This is a genomic window from Planotetraspora phitsanulokensis (genome assembly GCF_016863295.1).
Taxonomy (GTDB): Bacteria; Actinomycetota; Actinomycetes; order Streptosporangiales; family Streptosporangiaceae; genus Planotetraspora; species Planotetraspora phitsanulokensis.
Genome location: NZ_BOOP01000004.1, coordinates 70,166 through 93,659, shown reverse-complemented (window position 1 = coordinate 93,659; position 23,494 = coordinate 70,166). Strand labels below are relative to the sequence as shown.

The following is a 23,494-nucleotide window of genomic DNA, read 5'->3' as shown; positions in this document are numbered from 1 at the left end:
TGGGGGAGCCCGGTCAGGCCGGATCGGGCACGGAGACGAAGGCGACGTCCTCCAGCTCGACCGCGCCGCCCGACTCGTCGACGAACGCGACAGCGAGACGCCCGCCGGTGGTGCGGCTGCGACGTTCCACGGACGGAGAGTCGTCGTCGAGACGGTGGCGGTCACCCCACTGCTGCAGCGCGCCGAGCACGAGGCGCAACTCCTCGCCCATGGAGGTGAGGTGGTAGTCGTACCGCGAGCGCCTGCCCGGCTCGGCGTAGGGCCGCCTTTCCATGACACCGGCCTCGACCAGCGTCGTCAGGCGGTCGGAGAGCAGATCGGTCGAGATTCCGAGGGCGGTCGCGAAGTCGCCGAACCTCGTGACCCCCATGAAGGCCTCGCGCAGGACGAGGACCGTCCAGGGGTCGCCGATGACGTCCAGGCTGCGCTGGATCGAGCACGCGGAGTCGAGCATGGCGTGACGGGTGGTCCTTCTCACTCCACCACCGTACCCCCTGACTTGATTTATCCAAGCAAGGGCGGCTAGCTTTGGATTTCGGACCTAGCCGGTCAAGCTGTTTGAGACGACCGGTCACCTTGAAATTTCGTATGCGTCGGCCGATCGCCTACAGGCGATCCTCGCCGCACTGTGAAAGGGAACGCGATGAAGATCGAGAATTCTGTGGCGATCGTGACCGGCGGCAACCGCGGGCTCGGCCGTCAGTTCGTCACCCAGCTGATCGACCGTGGCGCGAAGGTGTACGCCGCCGCGCGCAGGCCCGAGACGGTCGACGTGCCAGGGGCGGTGCCGCTGCGGCTGGACCTCACCGAGCCGGAGTCGGTGGCTGAGGCAGCGCGGATCGCGACCGACGTGACCCTGCTGATCAACAACGGGGGAATCTCCACGCACACGCCGTTGATCGACGGTGATTTCGACCGGATCCGGCTGGAGATGGAGACGCACTACTTCGGCACCCTCGCCGTGGCGCGGGCGTTCGCGCCGGTCATCGAGTCCAACGGGGGCGGTGCGATCCTCAACGTGTTGTCCATCCTCTCGTGGGCCCACCCGGTGGACTACGGCGCCTACTCCGCGGGGAAGGCCGCGGCGTGGGCGATGACCAACGTGATCCGGCAGCAGCTGACCCCCCGGGGCATCCAGGTCGCCGCCCTGCACGTCGGCTACATGGACACCGACATGGCCTCCTACGTCGCACCGGAGAACAAGACGGACCCGGCCGTGGTCGCCGCCGCCGCCCTCGACGGGATCGCCGACGGAGCCGTCGAGATCATCGCCGACGAACCCACCCGGCTCGTCAAGCAGAACCTCTCCGCGCCCTTGACGGCCTCGGCCTGACGGGCTCCGGAACGATGAGCGGGCCGGCGGGCCCGCTCATCGACCGGCCGTCGATCGGCTAGCTAGGGGCGTTGCCCGCGTTCGTCGCGTTCCCCCGGGCCGCCGACGATGCCGGAGGCCACCTTGGCGGTCAGTTCGATGACCGTGCCCTTGGGGAAGTGGAGCGGGTGGGCCGGGTCGGAGTCCGGTGAGATGTCGGGTGGATACGACGGTTCGGTCCAGTCCTTCGTGAAGATCGCGCGGGTGCCCAGATACCGGTAGGTCCGCTTGTCGAGGATGATCTCCGACCGGACCGACTGGCTGTCGGTGATGCCGAACGCCTGGCCGTGCCGTCCGGCCGCGTCCGCGACGTCGTCGACGACCTCCACCCCGGGGATGTACGCGAGCGCGCCATAGAGGGCCGCCTGCTGTCGCGGCGTTGCGTAGAAGTATTTCAGCACCGTCTGGACCAGGGTGAACGCCGCGACGTCCCGCCCCCGCGAGGTGTCGACGCGCGCCAGTCGGATGGTGTGGTCGCGTTCGCCCCGGATGATCCGATCCACCTCCGCGTAGACGTGCCGGGCCATGCCCTCCGCGTCGTCCGGCGCGTCGAGGAGGAAGGCCTGCGACGGCACGTCCCGGAGGGGTTCGGCATGGAACACATTGAGGCGGCCTCTGTCGTCCACGCCCGCGGAGTGCAGGCCGTCGAGGGTGTACCAGTCCGACAACGTCGACATCTCGTGCGACTGACTCTCTCTCTGCAGGGTCTCCACGTACACCCAGGCGGTCGGCTCCAGGCGGTCGGCGGGTCCTCTGCCGGCGACGGTACGAGCCCGCTCCGCCACAGCAGCCACGGCGGGTTGCGCGATCGGCAGCACGCCGGTGAGGCCTGGGCCACGCCCGGGTGCCGGGGTGTCTCCTTCGAAGAAGACAGTCCCGATGACGATCGCGACGGCGAAGGCCGCGACGAGTCCCGTCCGCCAGACGGCGGGCCCGACCCACCGAGGCGGGCGCTCGGGAGCCGCCATCGCCTCGATCAGCCGTGCCCGGGCGGCCCTCGCCGCGCCCGTGCTGATGCGAGGCGTGTCCCCGCGCAGCTCGGCGAGCAGGTCCAGCTCATCCATCGTGGGCCTCCTTCATCGGGTCGACTCCGCCGAGTCGCTCGCGTAATTTGCGGCGTGCGCGGTTGAGGCGCGACCGGACCGTCCCGACAGGGATGCCGAGGGCCCGCGCCGCCTCCTCATAGGTCAGCTCGCCCCACACCACGAGCAGCAGGGTGTCCCGGTCACCGCGTCCCAGCGTCGCCAGCGCCCCCGCCAGCCTGCGCATGTGGTCCTGTGCGGTGATCCGCTCGACGACGCCGTCCGCCGGCGACTCCGGCAACGGGTCCACGCCCGTACGGCTCAGCGCCCGCAGGTACCGCACCTCCGAACGGCGATGCCGGGCGACGAGCGTGGTGGCGATGCCGTACAACCACGGGCGGGCATCGGGACGCGCCGGGTCGTAGGACGACCGCCTGCGGAAGGCGGTCAGGAAGGTCTCGGCGACGATGTCGTCGGCAGCATCCGTCCCCACTCGCCGGGCGACGTAGTGGTGAATCGGTTCCGCGTGCCGGTCGAAGATGGCGGCGAAACGCTCGGAGTCGGTGAGGGACGCCATGATCAGCTCGGCGTCGTCCGCGGCGGACGACGCGGCCGCGAGGGCGCCCGTCATCTCAGTCGGCACCGGCAGGGCTCTTTCGTCATGGCGGCCTCGTCTCGGTCGGGGATGGTTCAGCCGCTTATCTCCCGCAGGCCGCGGAAAGTTCGCACGAATTCGCGGCAGGTCTCCGGCGCGGGCCGACATCGGGACCGTATCCAGCCGGCGTGTACGCCGGGGCCGTCTCCGCCGTCGTGCCGGCGTCCAGACGAGAACAGATGCCCCGGCCGGCCCGCCGCCTCGTCGATCCATCACGGCTGAATGACCTCGGTCCCTTCACTACAAAAGCATGCATATCGCTCATAAGGGACATATTGAAATCGGATATAAATGACATTTCAGATCAAATAGATCTTTATAGGGCCAACAGTGTCAATAAAGAGATAAGTGTGCGACAAAAGGCGATGTTCATCGTTTGCTTGGTCAGATAGGGAGGAAAATAGTCATTGCAGGCAGGACCTATCGAAGGTCGCAAATAGCGACATTTTCCACTTCGTTTGGAAAACGTCAGAGCATGCATATAAGGGCGACAGTCCTAAAGGGAGAATGAAATGCCCAACTTCAAGAGCCTCGTCGGCGCCCTCGCCATCAGCACCGCACTCACCGGCGGGGCCGTCGCCCTCGGTGCGGCCGTCACCACCAGCGCCGCGAACGCCTCGACCGTCATGGGCGGCGGTGGATGCGGCGGCGGTGGATGCGGCTGGGGCCGGGGTGGCCACAACCGCAACCACAACCGGAACCACAACCGGCAGTGGCAGCAGGAGCACCAGCGCCAGCATCAGAACCAGCACCTGATGCGCGACTTCACGCTCGTCGTGTCGCCGTTCCAGACCGCCGACACCAAGGCCAACCCGTGGCAGAGGCAGGACGACGACTCCACGGCCAAGGCGTTCGACTAGGACGGGACCCCTTCCGGCGGAGGCCCCGCGCCGCATCCGGCGCGGGGCTTCGGCATGCGCGGGAGGGCGCGGAAACGGCGGCGCCGGTTCACGCGTCGCTATCCGTGCTGCCCGCGAATCCCGGTGAGGTCGCCGTCCACCACTGTTCGCAGCGCCTGTGTGCTCAAGGCGACGAGCGTGATTCCGCCTGCCAGTAGCAGAGCGATTTGCAGCCCTCCGACGAGGTTGATCGTCTCGGTGATGGAATCGGCCGCACCGGGGTGCAGCGTGGCCGCCCGGGAGAGAACCGCGGGCACGGTCAGAATCGCCGCGGCCAACGCCGTCGGCCCCGACGTTCGGCGCCGGGCCAGACACCACACCGTCACGATGAGCAGCGAAACGCACGCGAGACCGGGGACGTCGACCCACAGTGATGCCTGTACCAGAAGCGTCACCGGGACGGTATCGGCTCTGGAGAGCGAACTGAGCGCGGTGACGACCAGGGAGAGCAGGATGCCGGGAACGGCCGGAAGCGCGACCATGCGCAGGGCCTGCCCCCGAGGCAGGGGCGGCGGCGGTGCGTCGCGGTGGAATCCGATGACCAACGCCGGCACCGTCACCGCGGCCGGCAGCACCATGCAGGCCCAGCGGGCCACGATCTCCCACCCGCCGGGGAACACGGGGGGAACCAGCATGTGCGGCAGGACCAGTGCGGCCACGGCCACCGCCTTGGCCATGCGGGGGCGGCCGAGAACGAGCGCGCCGAGGCTCCCCGCCCACATCAGCGGCACGAGATCCGCCAGCACGTGCCGCAGGCGATCAGGCGACCCGGCGTAGCCGATTCCCATGATCACGTCGTCGGGCAGAGCGTCGGCGAGGATGCCGTACGCGATCAGCGCCTGCGCGGCGGACAGGAAGCCGATCATCGTCCAGAAGACGAGGCCCAGCAGAGCAACCCGGCGGACCGCCTCTCCCCAGAGGAACGACCTCGGCGGCGCCCCCGGGCCCCCGACTCGCAGTCGCACCGCGAGCGCGGCCACGCTGGCGATCTCCATCCAGCGCGGGCGCTGGTCGTCGAGACCCGCCTCTCCGTGCTGGGCGCCTTCGAGGAAGGCCGAGACCATCTCCTCCTCGCGCTCGGCGCGGTAGGGCGCGGGCAGCAGTCGCAGCACCCACCGGTAGCTGTCCTCGAGGACGCTCATGTCAGACCTTCCGCCTGTCTGAGGCGCAGCCGTTCGACGGCGCGGCGCGCGTTGTCGGCCAGCCGAACGGCCTCCTCCTCCAGGGCCCGCGCCCCCTCGTCGGTCAGCCGGTAGTAGCGGCGCAGCCGTCCCTGCCACACCTCCTCCCGGTCGGGCTCGACGAACGCGTCGGCCGTGAGCCGGTCGAGCACGCCGTACAAGGTGCCGATCTTCAACTGGACCCGGCCGCCGGAGATCCGCTCGACCTCCTGCGCGATGCCGTAACCGTGCCGCGGCTCGTCGACCAGTGCGGTGAGGACGAGGAACGCGGGTTCTGTCATCGCCCGCGGTGTCATGCGTCCATGATATATCGGCAGACATGATATTCAAGGTTGCAGAGTAACGACGCGCCGGAGGAGGGAAGGCGGCCGTCCAGACCGGCGACCGCGGGTGATCGGACCGGCTTTTCGCCGCCCGGACTACGGCGAGGGAACGGAGGCGGCACTCACCGCCTCGTCCCAGGTCGCCTGGGCCGAGGTGCCACCCGCCGCCCGGGTCGACAGCGAGCCGCAGGCCGCGGCGATCCGCAGCGCGGCGTCCAGCGGCAACCCGCGCAGTCGTGCCGCGACGAACCCGGCGTCGAGGCTGTCGCCCGCCCCCACCGTGTCGACCGGGTCGACCTCCATGGCAGGGGCGTGTACGGCTCCCGCGTCCGTCCACGCGAGCACGCCGTCCCGTCCGAGCTTGACGACGGGAAGCACCCCCCGCGCGGCCAGTTCACGCGCGGCCTCCTCGACGGGGGAGCCGGCAGGGGAGCCGTGCGGCGAGGGGCCGGACGGTGTGCCCCCGGCGCCGGTGATCGCCAGCACTTCGGCCTCGTTGGGCAGCAGCACGTCGGTCACGGCGAGGACCTCCGCCAGCCCCTCCCACCTGCCCTCCGGGTCGTCGTTGGTGTCGAGCGACGTGGTCGCCCCGTGAGACCGGGCGGCGGAGAAGAGGGACGGCAGGTCCGCGGCCAGGCGCGGCTGGAGGAAGAACGACGCCGCGTGCACGTGACGGGCCGAGGCGAGCAGGGTGCGGGGGACGTCCGTCCCGGACAGGAACGGCAGGCAGCCGGGAGCGGTCAGGATGGCCCGGTCCAGACCCGCCCCGGTCGGCTCCTTGCCCGCCTCGCGATGCGCGGCTCCGCCCCCGTCGACCAGGACGACCGTCAGCGCCGTCGGCAGTGCGGGGTCCACGACGCAGGCCGACACGTCCACCCCCCGTGCCTCCAGCGAGGTCAGCATGAAGCGGCCCGCCTCGTCGTCACCGACCCGGCCCACGAACGCCGTGCGCAGACCGAGACGCGCCGCCCCGCACGCCATGATCGCGCCGGAGCCGCCGACGGTGAGGACCCCGGTGTCGACGAGTTCTTCTCGCTGGCCGTACGCGGGACGCCGGGGCGCGCCGGAGAGGATCACATCGGGGTTCGCGTCGCCCACGACCAGGAGATCGAACATCCAGGCTCCCATTTCGTGCGAATTAATGCTCGAAAGCATTGCGAATCGAGCTAATACGCGCAAGTCTTGAGCCAGCCGGGAGGAAGGAAGCCGAACGAGGCGTGCTGACATGGTCCTGCTGATCACTATGGGTCATGTCACTCCCACCGCATCGTGGGCCGGGCGGCGAGGGAGAGTGAGGAACAGCACGCATGACGCCCCTTGCCTGAACGTCAGTCCATGCGAGGAGTGCACATGCGCTATCTCAAGGCGTTGTTCGCCGCCGTCTTCACGGCCGGCCTGATCGTCACCGCGAGCCCCGCGCAGGGCGCCGCCCTGCCGGCCCCTGTCGCCTGCCCCGGCTGCTGGCACCCTGCCCTGCAGACCAGCTGGCAGTGGCAGCTGTCGTCGCTGCCCACAAGTCCGTATCTGAATGTCGACATGTACGACATCGACGGATTTGATGCACCGGCCGGCCTGGTGGCCGACCTGCACGCCACGAAGCAGGGCCGCAAGGTCGTCTGCTACATAAGCGCCGGTTCCTACGAGAACTGGCGTTCGGACGCCGCGCAGTTCCCCGCCTCCGTGCTGGGCAAGAACCTGGCCGGCTGGGCCGGCGAGCGCTGGCTGGACATCCGTCAGTACGACGGCCCGCTCGGCGCGATCATGAAGGCACGGCTCGACATGTGCAAGGCCAAGGGATTCGACGCCGTCGAACCGGACAACGTCGACGGCTACACGAACAAGACGGGCTTCCCCCTCACGGCCGCCGACCAGCTGGCGTACAACACCTGGCTGGCCAACGAGGCCCACGCGCGCGGCCTGTCCGTGGCACTGAAGAACGACATCGAGCAGATCCCCACGCTGCTGCCGTACTTCGACTGGGCCCTGAACGAAGAGTGCTTCTCCTACAAGGAGTGCACGACCGCGGACAACGGCTCCTACGGCTACGACCAGTTCGTCGCCGCGGGCAAGGCCGTCATGCAGGTCGAGTACTCCCTCGCCACGTCCAAGTTCTGCGCGAAGGCCAACGCGCAGAACTTCAACTCACTCAGGAAACATCTCGAACTGGACGCCTACCGCGTGGCCTGCCGCGGCGTCTGAACCCCCCCGGGGTGGGCCCTCATCAGGGCCCACCCGCAAGGAGCGACCCATTGAAGATAGTTTTCATCGGCGCCGGCAGCGTCGTGTTCACCCAGGGACTGCTGGCCGACCTGGCGGGCCTCCCCGAGCTCGCGGGAAGTGAGATCGCCCTCCACGACATCTCGGCCGAACGGCTCGCGGTGGCGGAGAACGGGGCACGCGGGATCGTGGGCGACAGCCGTACCGGTCTGGTCGTCACCACCCACCTCGACCGGCGCGAGGCGCTCGCCGGAGCCGACTTCGTGATCAACATGGTCCAGATCGGCATGCACGCCGCCACCGTGACCGACTTCGCGATCCCCGCGCGGTACGGCCTGCGCCAGACGATCGGCGACACACTGGGCGTCGGCGGCATCTTCCGGGCGCTGCGCACCTTCCCCTTCCTGGACGCGCTGGCGGACGACATCGCCGACGTCTGTCCCGACGCGTGGCTGCTCAACTACACCAACCCGATGGCCATGAACATCACGTACCTGGCACGGAAACTGCCCAGGGTGGTCGGCCTGTGCCACTCGGTCCACTGGACGATGGACGGCCTGGCCGACCTGGTCGGGGTGCCGTACGACGAGATCGACTACCTGTGCGCCGGCGTCAACCACCAGTCGTGGGTGCTGAAGTTCTCGGCGAACGGCGAGGACCTCTACCCGCGCCTGGACGCGGCCATCGACAAGGACCCCGGGTTGCGGCGGCGCGTCCGGGTGGAGATGTACCGGCGGCTCGGCTACTACCCGACCGAGTCCAGCGAGCACTCCTCCGAGTACCTCCCCTGGTTCCTGCGTCACGACGGGGAGATCGAGCGGTTCCGGCTCGACGTCGCCGAGTACGTGCGGATCAGCGCGGACAACGTGGCCACCTACGAACGTGCCCGGGCCGGGGAGTTCGAGCCGCCCGACGCCACGATGGAGTACGCCCCGCAGATCATCCACGCCATGGTGACCGGCCGGCCGCGCGTGGTGTATGGCAACCTGCCCAACCACGGGCTGATCTCCAACCTGCCCTCCGGCTACGCCGTCGAGGTGCCCTGCCTGGTGGACCGGCTCGGCGTCCGCCCGATGGCCGTCGGCGACCTCCCGCCGCAGTGCGCCGCGCTGAACCGCTCCTTCGCCGCCGTCGGCGAACTCACCGTCCGGGCCGCCGTGGACGGCAGGCCCGAGCACATCCGCCACGCCGCGATGGTGGACCCGAACACCGCGGCGACCCTCACCCTGGAGCAGATCTGGGATCTGTGCGACGAGATGGTGCGCGCACACTCCGACCTGCTGCCCGAGTCGCTCCGAGAGGAGATGAAGCCATGATCCGCAAGCTCGCCATCGTCCTTGCCATCGTCCCCGCGCTCGGCTTCGCGACAGCGTGCGGCGGCCAGTCCGACGATGAAGGCGGCAAGGTCAAGGTCGTGTGGTGGCACGGCCAGACCGAGGCCGAGGGCCAGATCCTCAAGGACCTCGCCGACGAGTACAACAAGACCCACCCGGGCGTGGAGGTCGACCCCGAGGTCGGCACGACCAACGTGGACGAGATGCTGCAGAAGGTCCAGGCCGCGCTGGCGGGCGGCGAGCCGCCGGACGTCGCGTACATGTACGGCTCCTGGTCCTCGACCCTCGCCGCCACGCCCAAGGTCGTCGACCTGTCCTCCATGGTCAAGGACCCGTCGTTCGGCTGGGACGACTTCTGGCCCGCCGCGCGTGAGGCCGCCACGGTCGACGGAAAGGTCATCGGCGTCCCGTCCGTCGTCGACAACCTGGGCCTGATCTACAACAAGAAGCTCTTCGACGCCGCCGGCCTGCCGTACCCGACCAAGGACTGGACCTGGGACGACTTCCGCGCGGCGGCGAAGAGGCTGACCGACCCCGGCAAGGGCGTCTTCGGCACGTCGTACGTGGTCACCGGTGACGAGGACACGGTCTGGCGCTTCTGGCCGATGCTCTGGCAACAGGGCGGGTCGATCCTCGGCTCCGACGGCAAGACGGCCGCCTTCGCGTCGCCGCAGGCCGCCCAGAGCCTCGACCTGTGGCGGGCCATGGCCGTCGAGGACAAGTCCGTCTACCTGGACCAGAACGGCGAGAAGTTCCTGCCGCTCTTCTACAGCGGCAAGGTCGGCATGGAGATGGCCGGCCCGTGGGCGATGCGCGACCTCGCCGACCACCAGGTCGACTACGGCGTCGTGCCGCTCCCCGGTTACGGGGGCAACCACCAGACGATCTCCGGCCCGGACAACTGGGTGGTGTTCGACAACGGCTCCAAGCGGGCCCAGGCCGCCAAGGACTTCCTCGCCTGGCTGACCAAGCCCGAGCAGGACGCCCGCTGGTCGCTCGGGTCGGGCAACCTGCCGATCCGCCAGGCGACCTCGAAGCTGCCCGCCTACGAGAAGTTCGCGGAGCAGTTCACCGGGGCGGACGCCTTCCTCGCCAACCAGGAGAACGCGGTGCAGGCCCGCCCGGCGATCGAGGGGTACCCGGACATCTCCGCGGCCGTCGGTGATGCGATCGACAAGGCGCTGCTCGGCCAGGCGACGGCACAGCAGGCGTTGTCCGACGCCGCCGCCGAGGCCGACAAGATCCTGGCGAAGGGCTGACATGGCCGCCGACGCGCTCACCCTGCGCAGGCGGCACGCCAGGCCCCGGGTACGGCTGATGCCGCAGCTGACCGGGTGGGGTTTCGTCGGGCCGGCGACGCTCGTCATCGTCGGCTTGTCGATCTTCCCGGCGGTCTGGGCGCTGATCCTCTCGCTGCGGGACGACAACCTGCTGGCCCCCGGCTCGTTCGTGGGACTGCAGAACTACCGCGACCTGCTCGACGACCCGGACCTGCGGGCGGCGACCCTGCACACCCTGCTGTACTCCGTCCTGTACGTCCCCGGGTCCCTCGTCATCGGGCTGCCGATCGCGCTCGCGCTCAACCGGCCGATCCGGTTCCGCGCGTTCTACCGGACCTGCCTGTTCGTGCCGTACGTCGTCTCGGCAGCCGCCACGGGCATCCTCGCGAACTTCATCCTCGATCCGCAGTTCGGCATCGTGAACGACCTGCTCGCCGGCGCGGGCGTCGCCCGGCAGGGGTTCCTGCAGGACCCCTCCCAGGCGTTGCTCACCCTGGTCGTGGTGTCGTTGTGGGGCTCGGTCGGCCTGCCCATCGTGGTCTACCTGGCCGCGTTGCAGGACATCCCGCGCGAACTGCTCGAAGCGGCCCGCGTGGACGGCGCGGGCGCGGTGCGGGTCTTCCGCGCGGTGACCCTGCCCCAGCTCAGGCCCGCCACCGTCTTCCTGGTGATCTGGCAGACGATCGACGCGTTGCAACTGTTCGACCTGGTGTACACGACCACCAAAGGTCAGCCCCTCGACTCCACCACGGTGATCGTGTTCTACCTGTACCAGCAGGCCTTCCAGTTGTTCCACGCCGGATACGGGGCGGCCGTGGCCTACGCGCTGTTCGTGGTCACCCTGATCGTTTCGGGCGCCGCCCTCTGGCACGCCCGGCGAGGGGAGGCGCCCTCATGAGGCGTCAGTGGCCTTACCACCTGGTCCTCATGCCGCTGTCGTTGTTGTTCGCGGCGCCGCTGGTGTGGATGCTCATCACGTCGTTCATGCCGGACGCCGAGATCAACGCGTACCCGCCGCGCCTGTGGCCCAGCCACATCGACTTCGGCGGGTACCTCAAGGTGCTCACCGAGGACAGCTACCCGCGCTGGTTCGGCAACACGCTGCTCGTCACCGCGGTCGCCGTCGTCTCCCATCTGGTGCTGTGCTCACTCGCCGGGTACGGCTTCGCCCGGCTGCGCTTCCGCGGCAGGGGCGTCGCCTTCGTGGCCATCATGGCGACCGTCATGGTGCCGACCCAGGTGCTGATGATCCCGACGTTCCTCGTCTTCAAGAACCTCGGCCTGATCGACACGCTGTCCGCGGCGTTCGTCCCGTGGCTGGCGACGGCCTTCGGGGTCTTCCTGATGCGGCAGTTCTTCCTCAGCCTGCCGCGAGAACTGGAGGAGGCCGCCAGGATCGACGGCTGCAACCGCCTCGGCGTGTTCTTCCGGGTGGTGCTGCCGCTCGCTCGTCCCGCGCTCGCCACCCTGGCCGTCTTCACGTTCCTCGGCGCGTGGAACGACCTGATCTGGCCGCTGATCGCCATCAACTCCGAGGAGACGTACACGCTGCAGGTGGGTCTCACCACCTTCGCCGGAGCCCGGCACACCCAGTGGTCGGCGCTGATGGCGGGCAACGTGCTTGCGACCTTCCCGCTGATCGCGGCGTTCGTCGTGGCCCAGCGGCACTTCATCGCCACCATGTCGTTCAGCGGGCTCAAGGGGTGACCCGCGGAGAGGATCCAGGATGAGCCGACCGGTCACACTGGTCGTCGTCGGAGCGGGCATGCGCGGCACGGTCTACGCGAGGCACGCCGTGGCCGCGGGCGCCCGCGTGGTCGCCGTCGCCGATCCCGATCCGCGGCGGCGGGAAGCCTTCGCCGTCGAGCACGGGCTCGCGCCGGAACACGTCCACGCCGACTGGACGGCCCTCGCCGCCCAGCGGTCGGCGGACGCCGCCGTCATCGCCAGCCCGGACGGCGAACACGCCGACCAGGCCGTGGCGTTCGCCCGTTCGGGCCACCATCTCCTGCTGGAGAAGCCGATGGCCACCTCGGAGGCCGACGCGCTTCGCATCGTTGACGCGGTGGCCGAGGCCGGAGTGATCCTCACGGTCTGCCACGTTCTCCGCTACACCGTCTACACCCGCGTGCTCACCTCGCTTCTCGCGGCCGGACGGATCGGCGAGATCGTGAGCGTGCAGCACCTCGAGCCGGTCGGCTGGTGGCACCAGGCCCACTCGTTCGTCCGCGGCAACTGGCGGCGTGAGCAGGACGCGCCCATGTTGCTCGCGAAGTCGTGCCACGACATCGACTGGCTGCTCCACGTCACCGGCCGGCGGGTCGAACGTGTCTCGTCGTTCGGGTCGCTGAAACACTTCACCCCGGCCAACCGGCCGGACGGCGCGGCCGACCGGTGCCTCGACTGCGCGGTCGAGGCGACCTGCCCCTACTCGGCGCCCCGGCTCTACCTCGACTGCCTGAACGACCCGGACCGGACGTTCTGGCCGCTGAGCGTCGTCACCTCCGACCACACCGAGGAGGGCGTGCGGCGGGCCCTGCGCGAAGGCCCCTACGGCCGTTGCGTCTACGCCTGCGACAACTCCGTCGTCGACCACCAGGTCGTCTCCTGGGAGTTCGCCGGAGGCGGCACCGTCACCTTCACCATGACGGCCTTCACGCCGCAGGAGCAGCGCAGGACCAGGATCTTCGGCACACACGGGTACCTGGAGGGCGACGGGACCCTGGTGAAGGTGACCGACTTCCGTACCGGCAGGGAGGAGGTCGTCGACACGAGCGCCGAGAGCGGGGCCGCCGCGGCCGACGGGCACGGCGGGGGAGACGGGGCACTCGTGGACGCGTTCCTCAGGGCGGTGGCCGCGGGCGATCCCTCCCTCGTCTGGACGGACGCGGCCACGAGCCTCGACTCCCACCGAGTCGTGTGGGCGGCCGAACAAGCTCGCCACACCGCCACCGTCGTCACCCTCCCACCCCCTCCGCCGTGATCATGCGCGGATTCGGTCACGCATACCCCGGCCTACGCAAACCGGTTTCGTGATCATGCATTCATCCGCGCCGATAGGACGGCAGAGCGGACACCTGGCTCACAGGCCGAGCGATACGGGCCTGGACGGAACCCCGTCGGCGATCAGCGCCGCCAACGGCGTGGCCAGATCGCGCGGTGAGAACAAGTCGGGACCGCGGTAGCCCGCGATGTCCGATAGCCGCCACCAGCGGAAGGCGACGATGTTCTCGGCGGCGAGTTCGTCATCGGACATCGTGCCGCGGGGGTGGAACGATCCGGTGCGAACGAGGAAGTAATCGTTGATCACTCCGCCATGGCCCGCCACGTGGCCAGGGTCGACGACCTCCTGGTGCCAGACGTGCGGCGGGTCGGCGTCGATGGCGAGTCCCACCTCTTCGTCCAACTCCCGTCGCAGGGCGACAAGGTCGGCTTCGCCGGGCTCAACGCCTCCACCGGGTGCCGCCCACACGACGATCGTTCCGGTCGGCTTGGGAATGACGTGCCGGCACAGCAGGATGCGGTCGTCTCCGTCGAGGACGACCGCGCGGACCGAATGACGCAGTTGCACCGAAGGCATCCGCGCATGCTAGCCACCTACCCGGCGCCCGGCATCCCGTGGAACCGGTCACCTCTGTGAACTACAGGCGGGACAGCCGCATGTCGTCCCCCGCATTCCCGCGCCGGTGACCACAGGTTCTCGTTCGACGGGTGACATCCGCCCGCCGGCCTATTCCGCCGCGTGCTCGATGTCGCCGATCGAATAGGTGGCGACGATGAATTCCCGCAGTCGTGCACGAGCGGCGAACAGGGCACGCGCGGTCGCCGTGGCGTCATCGGCCAGAGCTCTGTGCTCTTCCCCGAATTCCGGAACGGCGGCGACCTGAGCCCTGTACCGGAGAATCCACTCCGCTCGGTCCTCCGTCGCGTTGAGGACCTGATCGAACAGGTCAGGGCAATAGATCTTGAGGAGTGTCCGGAGGCTGAGACGGGCCGCCTGACGGCGCTTCGAGGCGCGCCAGCGCACCAGTATCGGCGCCTTCTCCGTGTAGAGACCGTCGATGTCCTTGAGGATCGCCGGCAGGACCTCGGCGCGCATTTGCCGGGGAGCGATGTCCAGGTCTCTGGGGTGGGTCCCCGGTGTGAGGAAGAGCGTCGTCTCCTCCGCCATGTCGCACCAGTCGTCGAGTATCGCGAAGAGCTCCATGAGAGATTCGCGCACGTCTCGCCGTGTACGTTGGTCGGATTTCTTCACCGCACCGAGAATCGTGGACCCGGCACGGGCGACCGCCTCCACATCGGCCAGTCCAGGAATCAACGCTGTCTCCGTCCAAAGCGCCAGGCACTGTTTCACATTCAAGAGCGATGGGCCGGGCCATGCAAGGCGCACCCTCCCGGGGCACGGTCAGCCAGGTACGGGGCCGAGGACGCCGAGCAGGTGCGTGACCTCGCGGGCCACGGCGTCACGCCCGGCCCGGACGTACGCCCGGGCGTCCACGGCGGTCGGATGGGCATCGAGGTGCCCGCGGACGGCCTCGGTGAAGGCCTTGTTCAGATGCGTGGCGATGTTGATCTTCTTCATGCCGTGCCGTACGGCTGCGCGGAGGGTGTGGTCGGGCACGCCCGAGGAGCCGTGCAGCACGAGAGGCACCGGTACGGCGGCACGCAGCTCGGCGATGAGGTCGAGGTCGAGCACGGCGTCCTTGGTGGTCATCGCGTGGGAGGTGCCGACGGCGACCGCCAGGGCGTCGACGCCTGTCCGCGCGACGTAGTCGGCGGCCTCGCGAGGCTTGGTCCGGGCGCCCGGCGCGTGCACGCCGTCCTTCCCGCCGACTTCGCCGAGCTCGGCCTCCACCCAGACACCGCGCTCGTGGCACCAGGCGGCGACGTCCGCGGTGGCCGCCACGTTGGCCTCGTCGTCGAGCGCGGAGGCGTCGAACATGACCGAGCCCAGCCCGAGCGCGACGGCCTCCTCGACCAGGGCGCGGTCGGTGGCGTGGTCGAGATGCACTGCCACTGGTACGGCGGCGGCGCCCGCGACGGCCAGTGAGGCCGCCGCGACCGGGGCGAGGGCGCCGTGATAGCGGATCGCGTTCTCGCTGATCTGCAGCACGACGGGACAGCCTGCGGCCTCCGCTCCGGTGACGATCGCCTCCGCGTGCTCCAGCAGGATGACGTTGAAGGCGCCGACGCCCGCCGGAGCGTCGCGGACGATGTCGCCGATGCGGGCGAGAGTCATGGGAGGACTCCGTTTTCTGGTGGTCGGGGGGTCAGGAGACGGGCTCGATGCCGATCTCGGGGTGGAGGGCCAGGTAGACGTCGGGGTCGACGTCGCCGGCCAGAGGGGCGGCGACCGCGGCGGCCCCCAGTGCGGTGGCGCGGCGCAGCCGGTCCGGCCAGGGGGTGGCCTCCACCAGGCCGAGGGCGAGCCCCGCCACGAGGGCGTCTCCCGCACCGGTGGGGTTCCCGGCGACCTCGCGCGGCATGTGGGCCCGCCAGGATCCGCCGGGTGTGACCGCGAGGGCGCCGTGTGCTCCGAGCGAGACCACGACGGACTCCGCGCCGGCTCTCCGCAACGCCTCCGCCGCGTCGGCCGACCGGGGCGGCGTCGCCGTCCGGGGGAGGACGGCGGCGCGGGCGAGTTCCTCCGCGTTGGGCTTGACGATCGCTGGGCGGCCGCTCAGGGCATGGCGCAGAGGCGTGCCGTCGGCGTCCACGATGACGGGCACGCCTCGTTCGGCGGCCATGGCGGCGAGCCCGGCGTAGAAGTCCGGGGGAGCGCCGGGCGGCAGGCTCCCTGAGATCACGACGGCGTCCGCCCCGCGGACGAGACCGGCGAAGTGCCGGGTGAAGCGCATGAGGTCGTCCTCGGTCACCACCGGGCCGGGCTCGTTGAACAAGGCGTTCCGCCGGGATGCGGATGGGCCGGCTTCGGAGACCACGAGGGTGCTGCGTGACTCGGCGGCGATGGGGGTGAAGTCGGCGGCGACGCCCGCGAGGGCGAGGTCGGCCAGGACGTCCTCGCCGGTACGGCCTCCGGCGAGGCCCGTGGCGACGACCTCGTGGCCGAGGGAGGTGAGCACGCGGGCGACGTTGACGCCTTTGCCGCCTGCTCGGCGATGGACCGAGCTGACGCGGTTCATGCCGTTCCAGTCGACATCGCCGACCACGTAGGTCACGTCGAGGGCCAGGTTGAGGGTGACGGTGAGGATCACGGCGCGGACGGCCGGGGGCGTGGGGGCACGGCTCGCCTCCGAAGGGGACGGTTCATTTCTGCTTCTTTCATAGCACTAATGCGCAGTTCTGTGCAGAGTGCGCTATGTCATGAAAGATCGCTAGGGTGTGCGCAGGCGAAGCCGTAGCGCAGAGGTCGTCGTGCCCGACTGCTCATCGGGAGGACGCCGGTTCGAATCCGGCCGGCTTCGCCGTTTTCTCCCAAGGCATGGCAGATCGCTAAGCTTCCGCCCGGCGGGGCCGTAGCGCAGGGGTCGTCGCGCCCCTTTCTCAAAGGGGAGGACGCCGGTTCGAATCCGGCCGGCCTCGCCGCCCGTTCGTGAGGAGAGCCGATGGCGTCGTTCCCCCCGGATGCGGCCGGGGTCGCGGACACCCTGGCCGAACCGGACGTCGAAGCCTGCCTGCGGGTGCTCGAGCACGCGCGTGCGGCCGACCCCGGCGACCCGCGGTGGGCGCCCGTCCGCGAGGCCGCCGCGCGTCTGTACCACGCGGGAAAGAAGGCGCGGAAGGCGGCCAGGTACGCCGAGCGCCGGCGGCGCGATCTGGAGGCCGTGGCCGCGTCCGAGCGCTTCGCACACCAGGACCCCACCCCCGAGCCCGAGTCTCCTGAGCGGCCCCCGGCGAGCCTGCGGCCGCTGGTCGGCACCCGCCGGTGTTATGTGTGCAAGACCCCGTACGGCCAGGTCCACTCCGTGTACCACCTGATGTGCCCCGACTGCGCGCGGGAGAGCCTGCTCCGCCGCGACGCCCGATGCGACCTGGGCGGCAGGACGGCCCTCGTGACCGGAGGCCGCATCAAAATCGGCTTTCACGTCGCGCTGAAGATGTTGCGCGACGGAGCCGAGGTGCTGGTCACCACCCGGTTCCCCCGCGACGCCGCCCGGCGTTTCGCCGCGGTGCGCGACTCCGCTCTCTGGCTCGACCGGCTGCACGTGCATGGCGTCGACCTGCTCGACGTGGCGGGCGTGGCCGGGCTGCTCGACACGGTGCACGAGCGATTCGCGCACCTCGACATCCTGGTCAACAACGCGGCACAGACGATCAGACGGCCGCCGGCCTACCACCACGAGGTGCGCGCAGCCGAGGGCGCGCCGCTGACGGGGCCCGCGGCCCGCATCTCCATCACGGGACCCGCGCCGCGCCCGGCGCTCGCGTTCCCCGGGATGATCGCGCTCCCCGAGACTCTGACGGCGGCGGACGAACCGGCGGGCTCGCTCTTCCCCGCCGGCCGTACGGACGAGACCGGGCAACCTCTCGACCTGCGCGAGCGCAACAGTTGGAGCCTGCGCCTGCACGAGGTCGACCCCGCCGAGTGGCTGGAGGTGCAGTTCGTGAACGCCTTCGGGCCGTTCCTGCTCACCTCGCGGCTGCGCGGGCTGATGGAGGCCTCGCCGTACCCCGACCGGTACGTGGTCCAGGTCTCGGCCATGGAGGGCAGCTTCTCGCGGGTGAACAAGACCGTCAGGCATCCGCACACGAACATGGCGAAGGCGTCGCTGAACATGCTGACCCGCACGGCGGCCGCCGACTACGCGGTCTCCGGGATCCACATGAACAGCGTGGACACCGGCTGGGTGACCGACGAGCGGCCCCATCCGAACAAGACGGCGCAGCGGCAGTCGGGTTTCCGGCCGCCGCTCGACGTCATCGACGGCGCCGCGCGCGTCTACGACCCGATCGTGCGGGGCGTCGGCGGTGAGCGGATGTCCGGACTGTTTCTGAAGGACTTCCGACCGGTGGAGTGGTGATGACCCAGCCGACCCCCGTGCGCTGCCCCGCGATCGAGCATCCGGACGTACCGCTTGCCGATCCCGAGGCGCTCGGCCCGCTCCTGGCCAGGCTCGCCGCCGCCGACCCGGTCGAGGCCGACGAGACGTTCCCAGTGGGAACCGTACGGCAGGACGGGCGGGTCGACCTGTGCAAACAGGGGCTCGGCCTGGCCGGCGCCACCCGGCTGCTGCCCGTGGTGACCGTCTCGCCGCACGCGGTCCACCTGCTGCTCGGCACCAACGCCATCGGCTCGGAAGGCGCCCGGATGATCGCCGGCGCGCTCGGCCCCGGGCACGGCCTGCGCACGCTGTACCTGGGCTGCAACCGCATCGACGCCGACGGAGCCGCCGCGCTTGCCGACCGGCTGGCCGCCGACGACACCGTGCGCGCGTTGTGGCTCAAGCGCAACCCGATCGGCGACGCGGGAGCCCGGGCGCTGGCCGCCATGGTGCGCCGCAACACCTCCCTGCGCACGCTCGATCTGGTCAACACCGGTCTCACCATCAAGGGGCTCGGCGCGCTGCTCGACGCGCTGACGGCCAGGCCCCGGCCGATCGAACGGCTCTACCTCGGGGGCAACGGCCTCGACGCCGGGGCGGCGCCCCTGCTGGCCGCGCTCATCCGTGACGCGGGCGTGCGCGAGCTCTACCTGCCGGCCAACCACCTCGGCGACGAGGGCGCCGCGGTCCTCGCCGGCGCCGCCGACCCCGCCCGGCCCGTACGGCTCGGCCTGGGCGGCAACGGGATCGGCCCGGCCGGAGCACGTGCGCTGGCCGAGGCCCTCGGCGGCATCGAGACGCTCGACCTCGGCAGGCCGCCGTCGGAGCGCAGCCTGGGCGCGCCCGCCAACGCCACCGGCGACGCCGGGGCGTACGCGCTGGCCGAGGCACTCGTCGGCAGCCCCCTGCGGCGCCTGGAGTTGCGGCACACGGGAGTCACCGGCCGGGGCGCCAAGACGCTGCTGTCGGGCATCGGGGCGGGCACGCGACTGGAATACCTCGGGCTGGGTCCCGGCGTGCCGCGAAAGGTGAAGCGCTCCATCGCGCCGCTGCTCCGCCCGGCCGCACCGGGCCATCCCGACGTGGCCGCCATCGCAAGCGTTTACCGATGACCGGCACACGAGCCACGACGTCGTTCGGCGACGAGGAGGCGGCCGCCTGGCAGCGGGTCCGGCGTTACGCGGTGCCGCGCTGGATGATCGAGCAGGCGACTGAGCGCCGCCTGGCCGGGGACTGGCGGGGCGCCTGCTCGGCGGCCGGCGTCGACGTCGCCTTCGATCCCGCCGCCGTCGCGAAGCGATACGGCGGGTCCGTGGCGGCCGAGGTCGAAGACGACCTCACGCATTTCGCGCCCGACCTGCTCCGCTGGCATCTGCCCCGGACGACTCCGTGGAACGGGACGCTCGCCGTCGGCCGGATCGTGGTCCTGGCGGAGTACCGGGCGAGGTCCCTCGGCTGGGGTCCCTCCCTGTTCGTCACGACGCCCCCGGTGGTCGAGGGAACGCAGCGGCTCACCCTGCACCTCGGGCCGGCCGATGCGAAGGAAGACGCCGCCCGGTGGCGGGACGGGCGCGCCTGGCTGACGTCGCGCCATCTATGGGACGTGCGGCGCGCCGGAGAACTGCGCCTGCGCGCCGGTGGAGGTGAGAGGATCCCGTTCTTCACCAGGGACGGACGACCGCTCGCCGAGGATGAACTGCCCACGGCCGACCCCGGTCGTGACGACCCCGTCGCGCACACCGAATGGGTCTCACTGCTGCACGAGCGCGGCGAGGTCGAGGCGGCCTTGGCGGCCGTCGGCATCCACCTCGACCTGCGAGAACCGGTCGTGCGCGGCTGGGGGTGGGGCGGCCTGACGCGACGGCTGGAGACGCTGCCGCTCAACCTGGCCGGGATCGAGCGGGAGACGGCCCGATTGGCCGACGAGACAGGCGAGCGGCATTTCGAGATCGTCTACGGTTACGGCTCGAGGGTGGCGCTGGACCGTGCCCCCGATGAGGGAGCTCTGCGCGTCAGCACCGCCCAGGCAGGTGGGATCGTCCGGCTCCCCGACCTGTGCTGGCGCCGTCTGCCCGACCTCGACCTGATGCGGCGCGGCCGCATCACCGCCGACCGCCTCCACCCTCTGGTCAGAACGGCGCTCTTTCCCGACCTGGCACCCGGCGAGGGCCCGGCCGGACCGCCCGATCCCGAGCCTCCCGCCCCCGTGCGCGTCCGGTGCCGGGGCGAATGGCACCTGCTGTCGTCGGGCGGGGGAGTGCTTCGCATGCCCCACAGCGTCGAGGAGCGGCGGCGGGAACGGGCGATGCGGGCCTTCGGCGGCGCGGTCGCGGGCTGTTTCGCCGCCGGGGACGCGTGGACGTCGGGGCGGGGACGCCTGCCGAAGGAACTGCGCCGCCAGCGACGCGACCTGTTCAGGCGGGTCCAGTACGGCGACACCCCGGGGGTGCTGCGCCTGCTGGACGCCGGGGTGGACCCGCACGTGCGCGACGGCGGGCTGCGCACGCTGCTGCACGGACTGGCCTCGCTCGACCACGTGCGACTGCTGCCGCACCTGCTGGAGGCGGGAGTCGACCTGGAGGCCCGCGACGATCAGGGGCGGACCCCGCTGATGGCGGCCGTCTACGGACACGGGCCGGAAGCTCTTGTGCGCGCGCTGCTCGCCGCGGGCGCCCGCACCGACGTGGTCGACGGGTCAGGCTGGTCCCTGGGCGACGTGATCCGGCGGACGCGACGAGGCGACCTGCGCTTCCTGCGCGACCAGGTCGCCCGCGAGCATCCCGGCATTGGCAACCCGCATCTGGTGAAGGACGACGAGGGCTGATGGACATCGCAGGCGCATCGCCGGACCTGCTCGCGGGGGCCGACGAGCTCAACCGCCGCGCCCGGTCGTCCCGGACGGAGCGGGGCGAGAATCCACAGCTCGAGGCGCTGGCCCTGGCCGTGTCGGCCAACCAGCCCGTGCTGCTGTGGGGCGAACCCGGCATCGGGAAGTCGGCGGGCCTGGAACGGCTTGCCTCCGGGCTCGGCGTCCCGCTGGAGACGGTCATCGCCAGCGTGCACGAGCCGTCGGACTTCGCCGGGCTGCCCATCGTCGGCGACGACCCGGCCACGACCGGTGTGCCGATGGCGCCGCCCGACTGGGCCGTGCGGCTGGTGCGGGCCGGGCGGGGCCTGGTCTTCTTCGACGAGTTGTCCTCCGCCCCTCCGGCCGTGCAGGCGGCCCTGCTGCGTGTCGTCCTGGAACGGCGAGTGGGGAGCCTCGTCCTGCCCGAGCAGGTGCGGATCGTCGCGGCGGCCAATCCGCCGTCGAGCGCCGCCGACGGCTGGCATCTCAGCCCGCCGCTGGCCAACCGCTTCATCCACCTGCGATGGACCCACGACCCGCGTACGGTCGCGCGCGGAATGGCGGGCGTCTGGCCGCATGTGCCGATCCCCGTCGTCGAACCGGCGAGGGTCAACGGCGCTGTCGCCCGTGCGCGCGGCGCCATCTCCGGCTTCCTCACCGCGCGCCCCGGCCTGGTGCACCTGATGCCCGACGACGCGGAAGGCAGGGGCGGGGCCTGGCCGTCGCCGCGCACGTGGGAGATGGCCCTGCGGCTGCTCGCGGTCGGGCACGCGTCGCGGGCGGGGAGGGAGGCGCTGGCGGCCGCTCTGGTCGGGGCCGTCGGCGAAGGCGCCGGCATCGAGTTGTTGTCCTACCTCGAGCACCTCGACCTGCCCGACCCCGATCGGGTGCTGGCCGACCCCGGGGCCTTCGACCTGCCCGAGCGCGGCGACCGGCAACTGGCCTTCCTCACCGCGGTCGTCGCGGCCGTGCAGGCGGACCTCACCCGGCCCCGGTGGGAGGCGGGATGGGCGGTGCTGGCCAAGGCCGTCGAGGCGGGCGTCCCCGACGTCGCCGCTCGCGCGGCCGTCGACCTGGCGGCGCTGCGTGACACCGACTGGCCCGTGCCGGGCGGCATCGACGCGTTCGTCGACCTGCTCCAGCTGTCGGGTGCGTTGCCGTCTGATGGGTGACCTCGACGTCGCAGGGCTCGACCGGGTCAAGCTGCTCGCCGCCCGCTACCGCGCGGCGCTCGACCGCCCCTACCTCGCCTCCGCCCTGTACGCGTTGTCGGTCGTGCCGAGCACGGCCGTGCCGACGATGGCCGTCGACCGGAGGTGGCGCTGCTACGTGTCGCCGGGCTTCGTCGACGCGACCCCGGTGGAGGAGCTCGCCGGTGTCTGGATCCACGAGGTGGCACACCTCCTGCGCGACCACCACGGCCGGGCCGACCGGCTGCCCGCCGCAGCCCACCGCGATCGCCTGCGCGTCAACGTCGCCCAGGACTGCGAGATCAACGACGACCTGGTCGCCGACGGCGTGGCGCTGCCCGAGGGCCGCCTGGTGCCCGGCCTCTTCGGTCTTCCGCCGGGCCTGCTGTTCGAGGCGTACCTGCCCCGGATACCGCCGCAGGCCAACGTGCACGACTGCGGCTCCGGCGCCCATGGGAGGAGCGCCCCCTGGGACCTGCGGGGTGCCGCCGGGGGGATCGGCCCGGTGGAGGCCGGCGCGCTACGCCGTACGACCGCGCAGGCGATGCGGGCTCACCTGCGCGGTCGCGGCGACCTGCCAGGCGGGTGGCGGCGATGGGCGGACCAGGTCCTCGAACCGGTCGTGAACTGGCGCAGGATGCTGGCGGGGGCGGTCAGGGAGGCGGTGGCCTGGGCCGGAGGCGCGGTCGACTACACCTACCGCCGGCCGTCACGCCGCACACCCGCCCTGCGCGGGGTCGTGCTGCCGAGCCTGCGCCGCCCGCTGCCGCGCGTGGCCGTCGTGGTCGACACCTCCGGGTCGATGGGCCAGGACGACCTGGCCGCGGCGATGGCGGAGGTCGCCGGAGTGCTGCGCGAGGTCGGCATCCGGGGCAACCGGGTCACGGTGCTCGCGTGCGACGCCGACGTGCAGGCCGTGTCCCGGGTGACCGACGCCGCCCAGGTCACGTTGTCCGGCGGAGGAGGCACCGACATGCGCGCCGGCATCGCGGCCGCGCTCGCGGCGCCCGACCGGCCGAGCGTGCTGATCGTCCTCACGGACGGCCTCACGCCCTGGCCCGCCGAGGCGCCGTCGTGCCGGGTGATCTGCGTCCTGATCGGCGCGGACCACTCCGGGCCTCCCGACCCGCCCGCGTGGGCGGAGACCGTACGCGTCCCCGCCGCGTGACC

At 71.0% G+C, this 23,494-nt stretch carries 23 protein-coding genes and 2 tRNA genes; 15 read left to right on the top strand and 10 right to left on the bottom strand.

The features are described from left to right. Positions 1-13: 13 nt before the first annotated feature. Positions 14-478, bottom strand: a complete 465-nt coding sequence (locus Pph01_RS06075; protein ID WP_204071961.1) for a winged helix-turn-helix transcriptional regulator — start codon at positions 476-478, stop codon at positions 14-16. A 165-nt stretch (positions 479-643) separates the two neighbouring features. Between Pph01_RS06075 and Pph01_RS06070 the strand changes: the two genes are divergently transcribed. Continuing rightward, positions 644-1,333 carry an SDR family oxidoreductase gene (locus Pph01_RS06070; RefSeq protein WP_204071960.1) on the top strand — a complete coding sequence of 230 codons (690 nt, stop codon included), beginning with the start codon at positions 644-646 and terminating at the stop codon, positions 1,331-1,333. Positions 1,334-1,395: 62 nt separating this feature from the next. Here the strand turns inward: Pph01_RS06070 and Pph01_RS06065 are convergent, their stop codons facing one another. Then, positions 1,396-2,436 carry a CU044_5270 family protein gene (locus Pph01_RS06065; RefSeq protein ID WP_204071959.1) on the bottom strand — a complete coding sequence of 347 codons (1,041 nt, stop codon included), beginning with the start codon at positions 2,434-2,436 and terminating at the stop codon, positions 1,396-1,398. Then, positions 2,429-3,037: an RNA polymerase sigma factor gene (locus tag Pph01_RS06060; protein WP_308441876.1), complete on the bottom strand. Its 609-nt coding sequence runs from the start codon at positions 3,035-3,037 to the stop codon at positions 2,429-2,431. The genes Pph01_RS06065 and Pph01_RS06060 overlap by 8 nt, the downstream gene beginning before the upstream one ends. 524 nt (positions 3,038-3,561) lie before the next feature. Between Pph01_RS06060 and Pph01_RS06055 the strand changes: the two genes are divergently transcribed. After that, on the top strand, positions 3,562-3,909 hold the full coding sequence (locus Pph01_RS06055) for a hypothetical protein (protein WP_204071958.1): 348 nt from the start codon (positions 3,562-3,564) through the stop codon (positions 3,907-3,909). A 98-nt stretch (positions 3,910-4,007) separates the two neighbouring features. On the opposite strand, the gene Pph01_RS06050 is transcribed toward Pph01_RS06055, so the two are convergent. From Pph01_RS06050 to Pph01_RS06040, 3 genes are all read right to left on the bottom strand, one after another. Continuing rightward, a complete protein-coding gene (locus Pph01_RS06050) occupies positions 4,008-5,090 on the bottom strand; it encodes a hypothetical protein (RefSeq protein WP_204071957.1) in 1,083 nt (360 codons plus the stop codon). Next, positions 5,087-5,425 carry a PadR family transcriptional regulator gene (locus tag Pph01_RS06045; protein WP_239116469.1) on the bottom strand — a complete coding sequence of 113 codons (339 nt, stop codon included), beginning with the start codon at positions 5,423-5,425 and terminating at the stop codon, positions 5,087-5,089. Before Pph01_RS06045 ends, Pph01_RS06050 begins: the two co-directional genes overlap by 4 nt. A gap of 123 nt (positions 5,426-5,548) precedes the next feature. Then, a complete protein-coding gene (locus tag Pph01_RS06040) occupies positions 5,549-6,568 on the bottom strand; it encodes a carbohydrate kinase family protein (RefSeq protein WP_204071956.1) in 1,020 nt (339 codons plus the stop codon). A 234-nt stretch (positions 6,569-6,802) separates the two neighbouring features. On the opposite strand from Pph01_RS06040, the gene Pph01_RS06035 reads away from it, so the two are divergent. From Pph01_RS06035 to Pph01_RS06010, 6 genes are read left to right on the top strand one after another with little or no spacing between them, the layout of a single operon-like run. Continuing rightward, the gene (locus Pph01_RS06035) at positions 6,803-7,651 is read left to right on the top strand and encodes an endo alpha-1,4 polygalactosaminidase (protein ID WP_204071955.1); all 849 of its coding nucleotides are present in this window, start codon (positions 6,803-6,805) and stop codon (positions 7,649-7,651) included. A 50-nt stretch (positions 7,652-7,701) separates the two neighbouring features. Then, positions 7,702-8,985 carry an alpha-glucosidase/alpha-galactosidase gene (locus tag Pph01_RS06030; protein ID WP_204071954.1) on the top strand — a complete coding sequence of 428 codons (1,284 nt, stop codon included), beginning with the start codon at positions 7,702-7,704 and terminating at the stop codon, positions 8,983-8,985. Continuing rightward, positions 8,982-10,262 carry an ABC transporter substrate-binding protein gene (locus tag Pph01_RS06025; protein ID WP_204071953.1) on the top strand — a complete coding sequence of 427 codons (1,281 nt, stop codon included), beginning with the start codon at positions 8,982-8,984 and terminating at the stop codon, positions 10,260-10,262. Before Pph01_RS06030 ends, Pph01_RS06025 begins: the two co-directional genes overlap by 4 nt. Position 10,263: 1 nt before the next feature. After that, positions 10,264-11,181: a carbohydrate ABC transporter permease gene (locus tag Pph01_RS06020; protein WP_204071952.1), complete on the top strand. Its 918-nt coding sequence runs from the start codon at positions 10,264-10,266 to the stop codon at positions 11,179-11,181. Next, entirely contained in the window at positions 11,178-11,990 is an 813-nt protein-coding gene (locus Pph01_RS06015) for a carbohydrate ABC transporter permease (protein WP_204071951.1), read from the top strand. Before Pph01_RS06020 ends, Pph01_RS06015 begins: the two co-directional genes overlap by 4 nt. Before the next feature lie 19 nt (positions 11,991-12,009). Then, on the top strand, positions 12,010-13,266 hold the full coding sequence (locus Pph01_RS06010; protein WP_204071950.1) for a Gfo/Idh/MocA family protein: 1,257 nt from the start codon (positions 12,010-12,012) through the stop codon (positions 13,264-13,266). 99 nt (positions 13,267-13,365) lie between these two features. Here the strand turns inward: Pph01_RS06010 and Pph01_RS06005 are convergent, their stop codons facing one another. The 4 genes from Pph01_RS06005 to Pph01_RS05990 form a co-directional block, all read right to left on the bottom strand. Next, positions 13,366-13,863 (bottom strand): NUDIX domain-containing protein, encoded by a 498-nt coding sequence (locus Pph01_RS06005; protein ID WP_204071949.1) that lies wholly within the window; start codon positions 13,861-13,863, stop codon positions 13,366-13,368. Positions 13,864-14,013: 150 nt separating this feature from the next. Beyond that, positions 14,014-14,580, bottom strand: coding sequence for a hypothetical protein (locus Pph01_RS06000; protein WP_204071948.1), 567 nt, complete (start codon positions 14,578-14,580; stop codon positions 14,014-14,016). Between the two features lie 108 nt (positions 14,581-14,688). Next, the gene (locus tag Pph01_RS05995) at positions 14,689-15,522 is read right to left on the bottom strand and encodes a class II fructose-bisphosphate aldolase (RefSeq protein ID WP_204071947.1); all 834 of its coding nucleotides are present in this window, start codon (positions 15,520-15,522) and stop codon (positions 14,689-14,691) included. A 31-nt stretch (positions 15,523-15,553) separates the two neighbouring features. Beyond that, positions 15,554-16,498 carry a 1-phosphofructokinase family hexose kinase gene (locus tag Pph01_RS05990; protein ID WP_204071946.1) on the bottom strand — a complete coding sequence of 315 codons (945 nt, stop codon included), beginning with the start codon at positions 16,496-16,498 and terminating at the stop codon, positions 15,554-15,556. Positions 16,499-16,635: 137 nt separating this feature from the next. On the opposite strand from Pph01_RS05990, the gene Pph01_RS05985 reads away from it, so the two are divergent. The 7 genes from Pph01_RS05985 to Pph01_RS05955 all read left to right on the top strand — a co-directional run bounded on the left by Pph01_RS05985 (position 16,636) and on the right by Pph01_RS05955 (position 23,492). Then, a tRNA-Ser gene (locus Pph01_RS05985) sits at positions 16,636-16,708 on the top strand. A 45-nt stretch (positions 16,709-16,753) separates the two neighbouring features. After that, positions 16,754-16,826 (top strand) — tRNA-Glu (locus tag Pph01_RS05980). A gap of 23 nt (positions 16,827-16,849) precedes the next feature. Continuing rightward, complete coding sequence (locus tag Pph01_RS05975) at positions 16,850-18,265, top strand: SDR family NAD(P)-dependent oxidoreductase (protein WP_204071945.1); 1,416 nt, start codon at positions 16,850-16,852, stop codon at positions 18,263-18,265. After that, a complete protein-coding gene (locus tag Pph01_RS05970; RefSeq protein ID WP_204071944.1) occupies positions 18,265-19,398 on the top strand; it encodes a leucine-rich repeat domain-containing protein in 1,134 nt (377 codons plus the stop codon). The genes Pph01_RS05975 and Pph01_RS05970 overlap by 1 nt, the downstream gene beginning before the upstream one ends. Continuing rightward, on the top strand, positions 19,395-21,110 hold the full coding sequence (locus Pph01_RS05965) for an ankyrin repeat domain-containing protein (protein WP_204071943.1): 1,716 nt from the start codon (positions 19,395-19,397) through the stop codon (positions 21,108-21,110). Before Pph01_RS05970 ends, Pph01_RS05965 begins: the two co-directional genes overlap by 4 nt. Further along, positions 21,110-22,306, top strand: a complete 1,197-nt coding sequence (locus Pph01_RS05960; protein WP_204071942.1) for an AAA family ATPase — start codon at positions 21,110-21,112, stop codon at positions 22,304-22,306. The genes Pph01_RS05965 and Pph01_RS05960 overlap by 1 nt, the downstream gene beginning before the upstream one ends. Then, positions 22,299-23,492: a vWA domain-containing protein gene (locus Pph01_RS05955; protein ID WP_204071941.1), complete on the top strand. Its 1,194-nt coding sequence runs from the start codon at positions 22,299-22,301 to the stop codon at positions 23,490-23,492. The genes Pph01_RS05960 and Pph01_RS05955 overlap by 8 nt, the downstream gene beginning before the upstream one ends. The last annotated feature ends 2 nt before the right edge of the window (positions 23,493-23,494 follow it).

Coding starts and splice junctions, on each gene's coding strand:
- Pph01_RS06010 (WP_204071950.1), top strand. CDS start 12,010: ATGAGCCGACCGGTCACACTGGTCGTCGTCGGAGCGGGCATGCGCGGC.
- Pph01_RS05955 (WP_204071941.1), top strand. CDS start 22,299: ATGGGTGACCTCGACGTCGCAGGGCTCGACCGGGTCAAGCTGCTCGCC.
- Pph01_RS05970 (WP_204071944.1), top strand. CDS start 18,265: ATGACCCAGCCGACCCCCGTGCGCTGCCCCGCGATCGAGCATCCGGAC.
- Pph01_RS06040 (WP_204071956.1), bottom strand. CDS start 6,568: ATGTTCGATCTCCTGGTCGTGGGCGACGCGAACCCCGATGTGATCCTC.
- Pph01_RS06025 (WP_204071953.1), top strand. CDS start 8,982: ATGATCCGCAAGCTCGCCATCGTCCTTGCCATCGTCCCCGCGCTCGGC.
- Pph01_RS05965 (WP_204071943.1), top strand. CDS start 19,395: ATGACCGGCACACGAGCCACGACGTCGTTCGGCGACGAGGAGGCGGCC.
- Pph01_RS06045 (WP_239116469.1), bottom strand. CDS start 5,425: ATGACACCGCGGGCGATGACAGAACCCGCGTTCCTCGTCCTCACCGCA.
- Pph01_RS06070 (WP_204071960.1), top strand. CDS start 644: ATGAAGATCGAGAATTCTGTGGCGATCGTGACCGGCGGCAACCGCGGG.
- Pph01_RS05960 (WP_204071942.1), top strand. CDS start 21,110: ATGGACATCGCAGGCGCATCGCCGGACCTGCTCGCGGGGGCCGACGAG.
- Pph01_RS06015 (WP_204071951.1), top strand. CDS start 11,178: ATGAGGCGTCAGTGGCCTTACCACCTGGTCCTCATGCCGCTGTCGTTG.
- Pph01_RS06005 (WP_204071949.1), bottom strand. CDS start 13,863: ATGCCTTCGGTGCAACTGCGTCATTCGGTCCGCGCGGTCGTCCTCGAC.
- Pph01_RS05975 (WP_204071945.1), top strand. CDS start 16,850: ATGGCGTCGTTCCCCCCGGATGCGGCCGGGGTCGCGGACACCCTGGCC.
- Pph01_RS06055 (WP_204071958.1), top strand. CDS start 3,562: ATGCCCAACTTCAAGAGCCTCGTCGGCGCCCTCGCCATCAGCACCGCA.
- Pph01_RS06020 (WP_204071952.1), top strand. CDS start 10,264: ATGGCCGCCGACGCGCTCACCCTGCGCAGGCGGCACGCCAGGCCCCGG.
- Pph01_RS05995 (WP_204071947.1), bottom strand. CDS start 15,522: ATGACTCTCGCCCGCATCGGCGACATCGTCCGCGACGCTCCGGCGGGC.
- Pph01_RS06065 (WP_204071959.1), bottom strand. CDS start 2,436: ATGGATGAGCTGGACCTGCTCGCCGAGCTGCGCGGGGACACGCCTCGC.
- Pph01_RS06050 (WP_204071957.1), bottom strand. CDS start 5,090: ATGAGCGTCCTCGAGGACAGCTACCGGTGGGTGCTGCGACTGCTGCCC.
- Pph01_RS06035 (WP_204071955.1), top strand. CDS start 6,803: ATGCGCTATCTCAAGGCGTTGTTCGCCGCCGTCTTCACGGCCGGCCTG.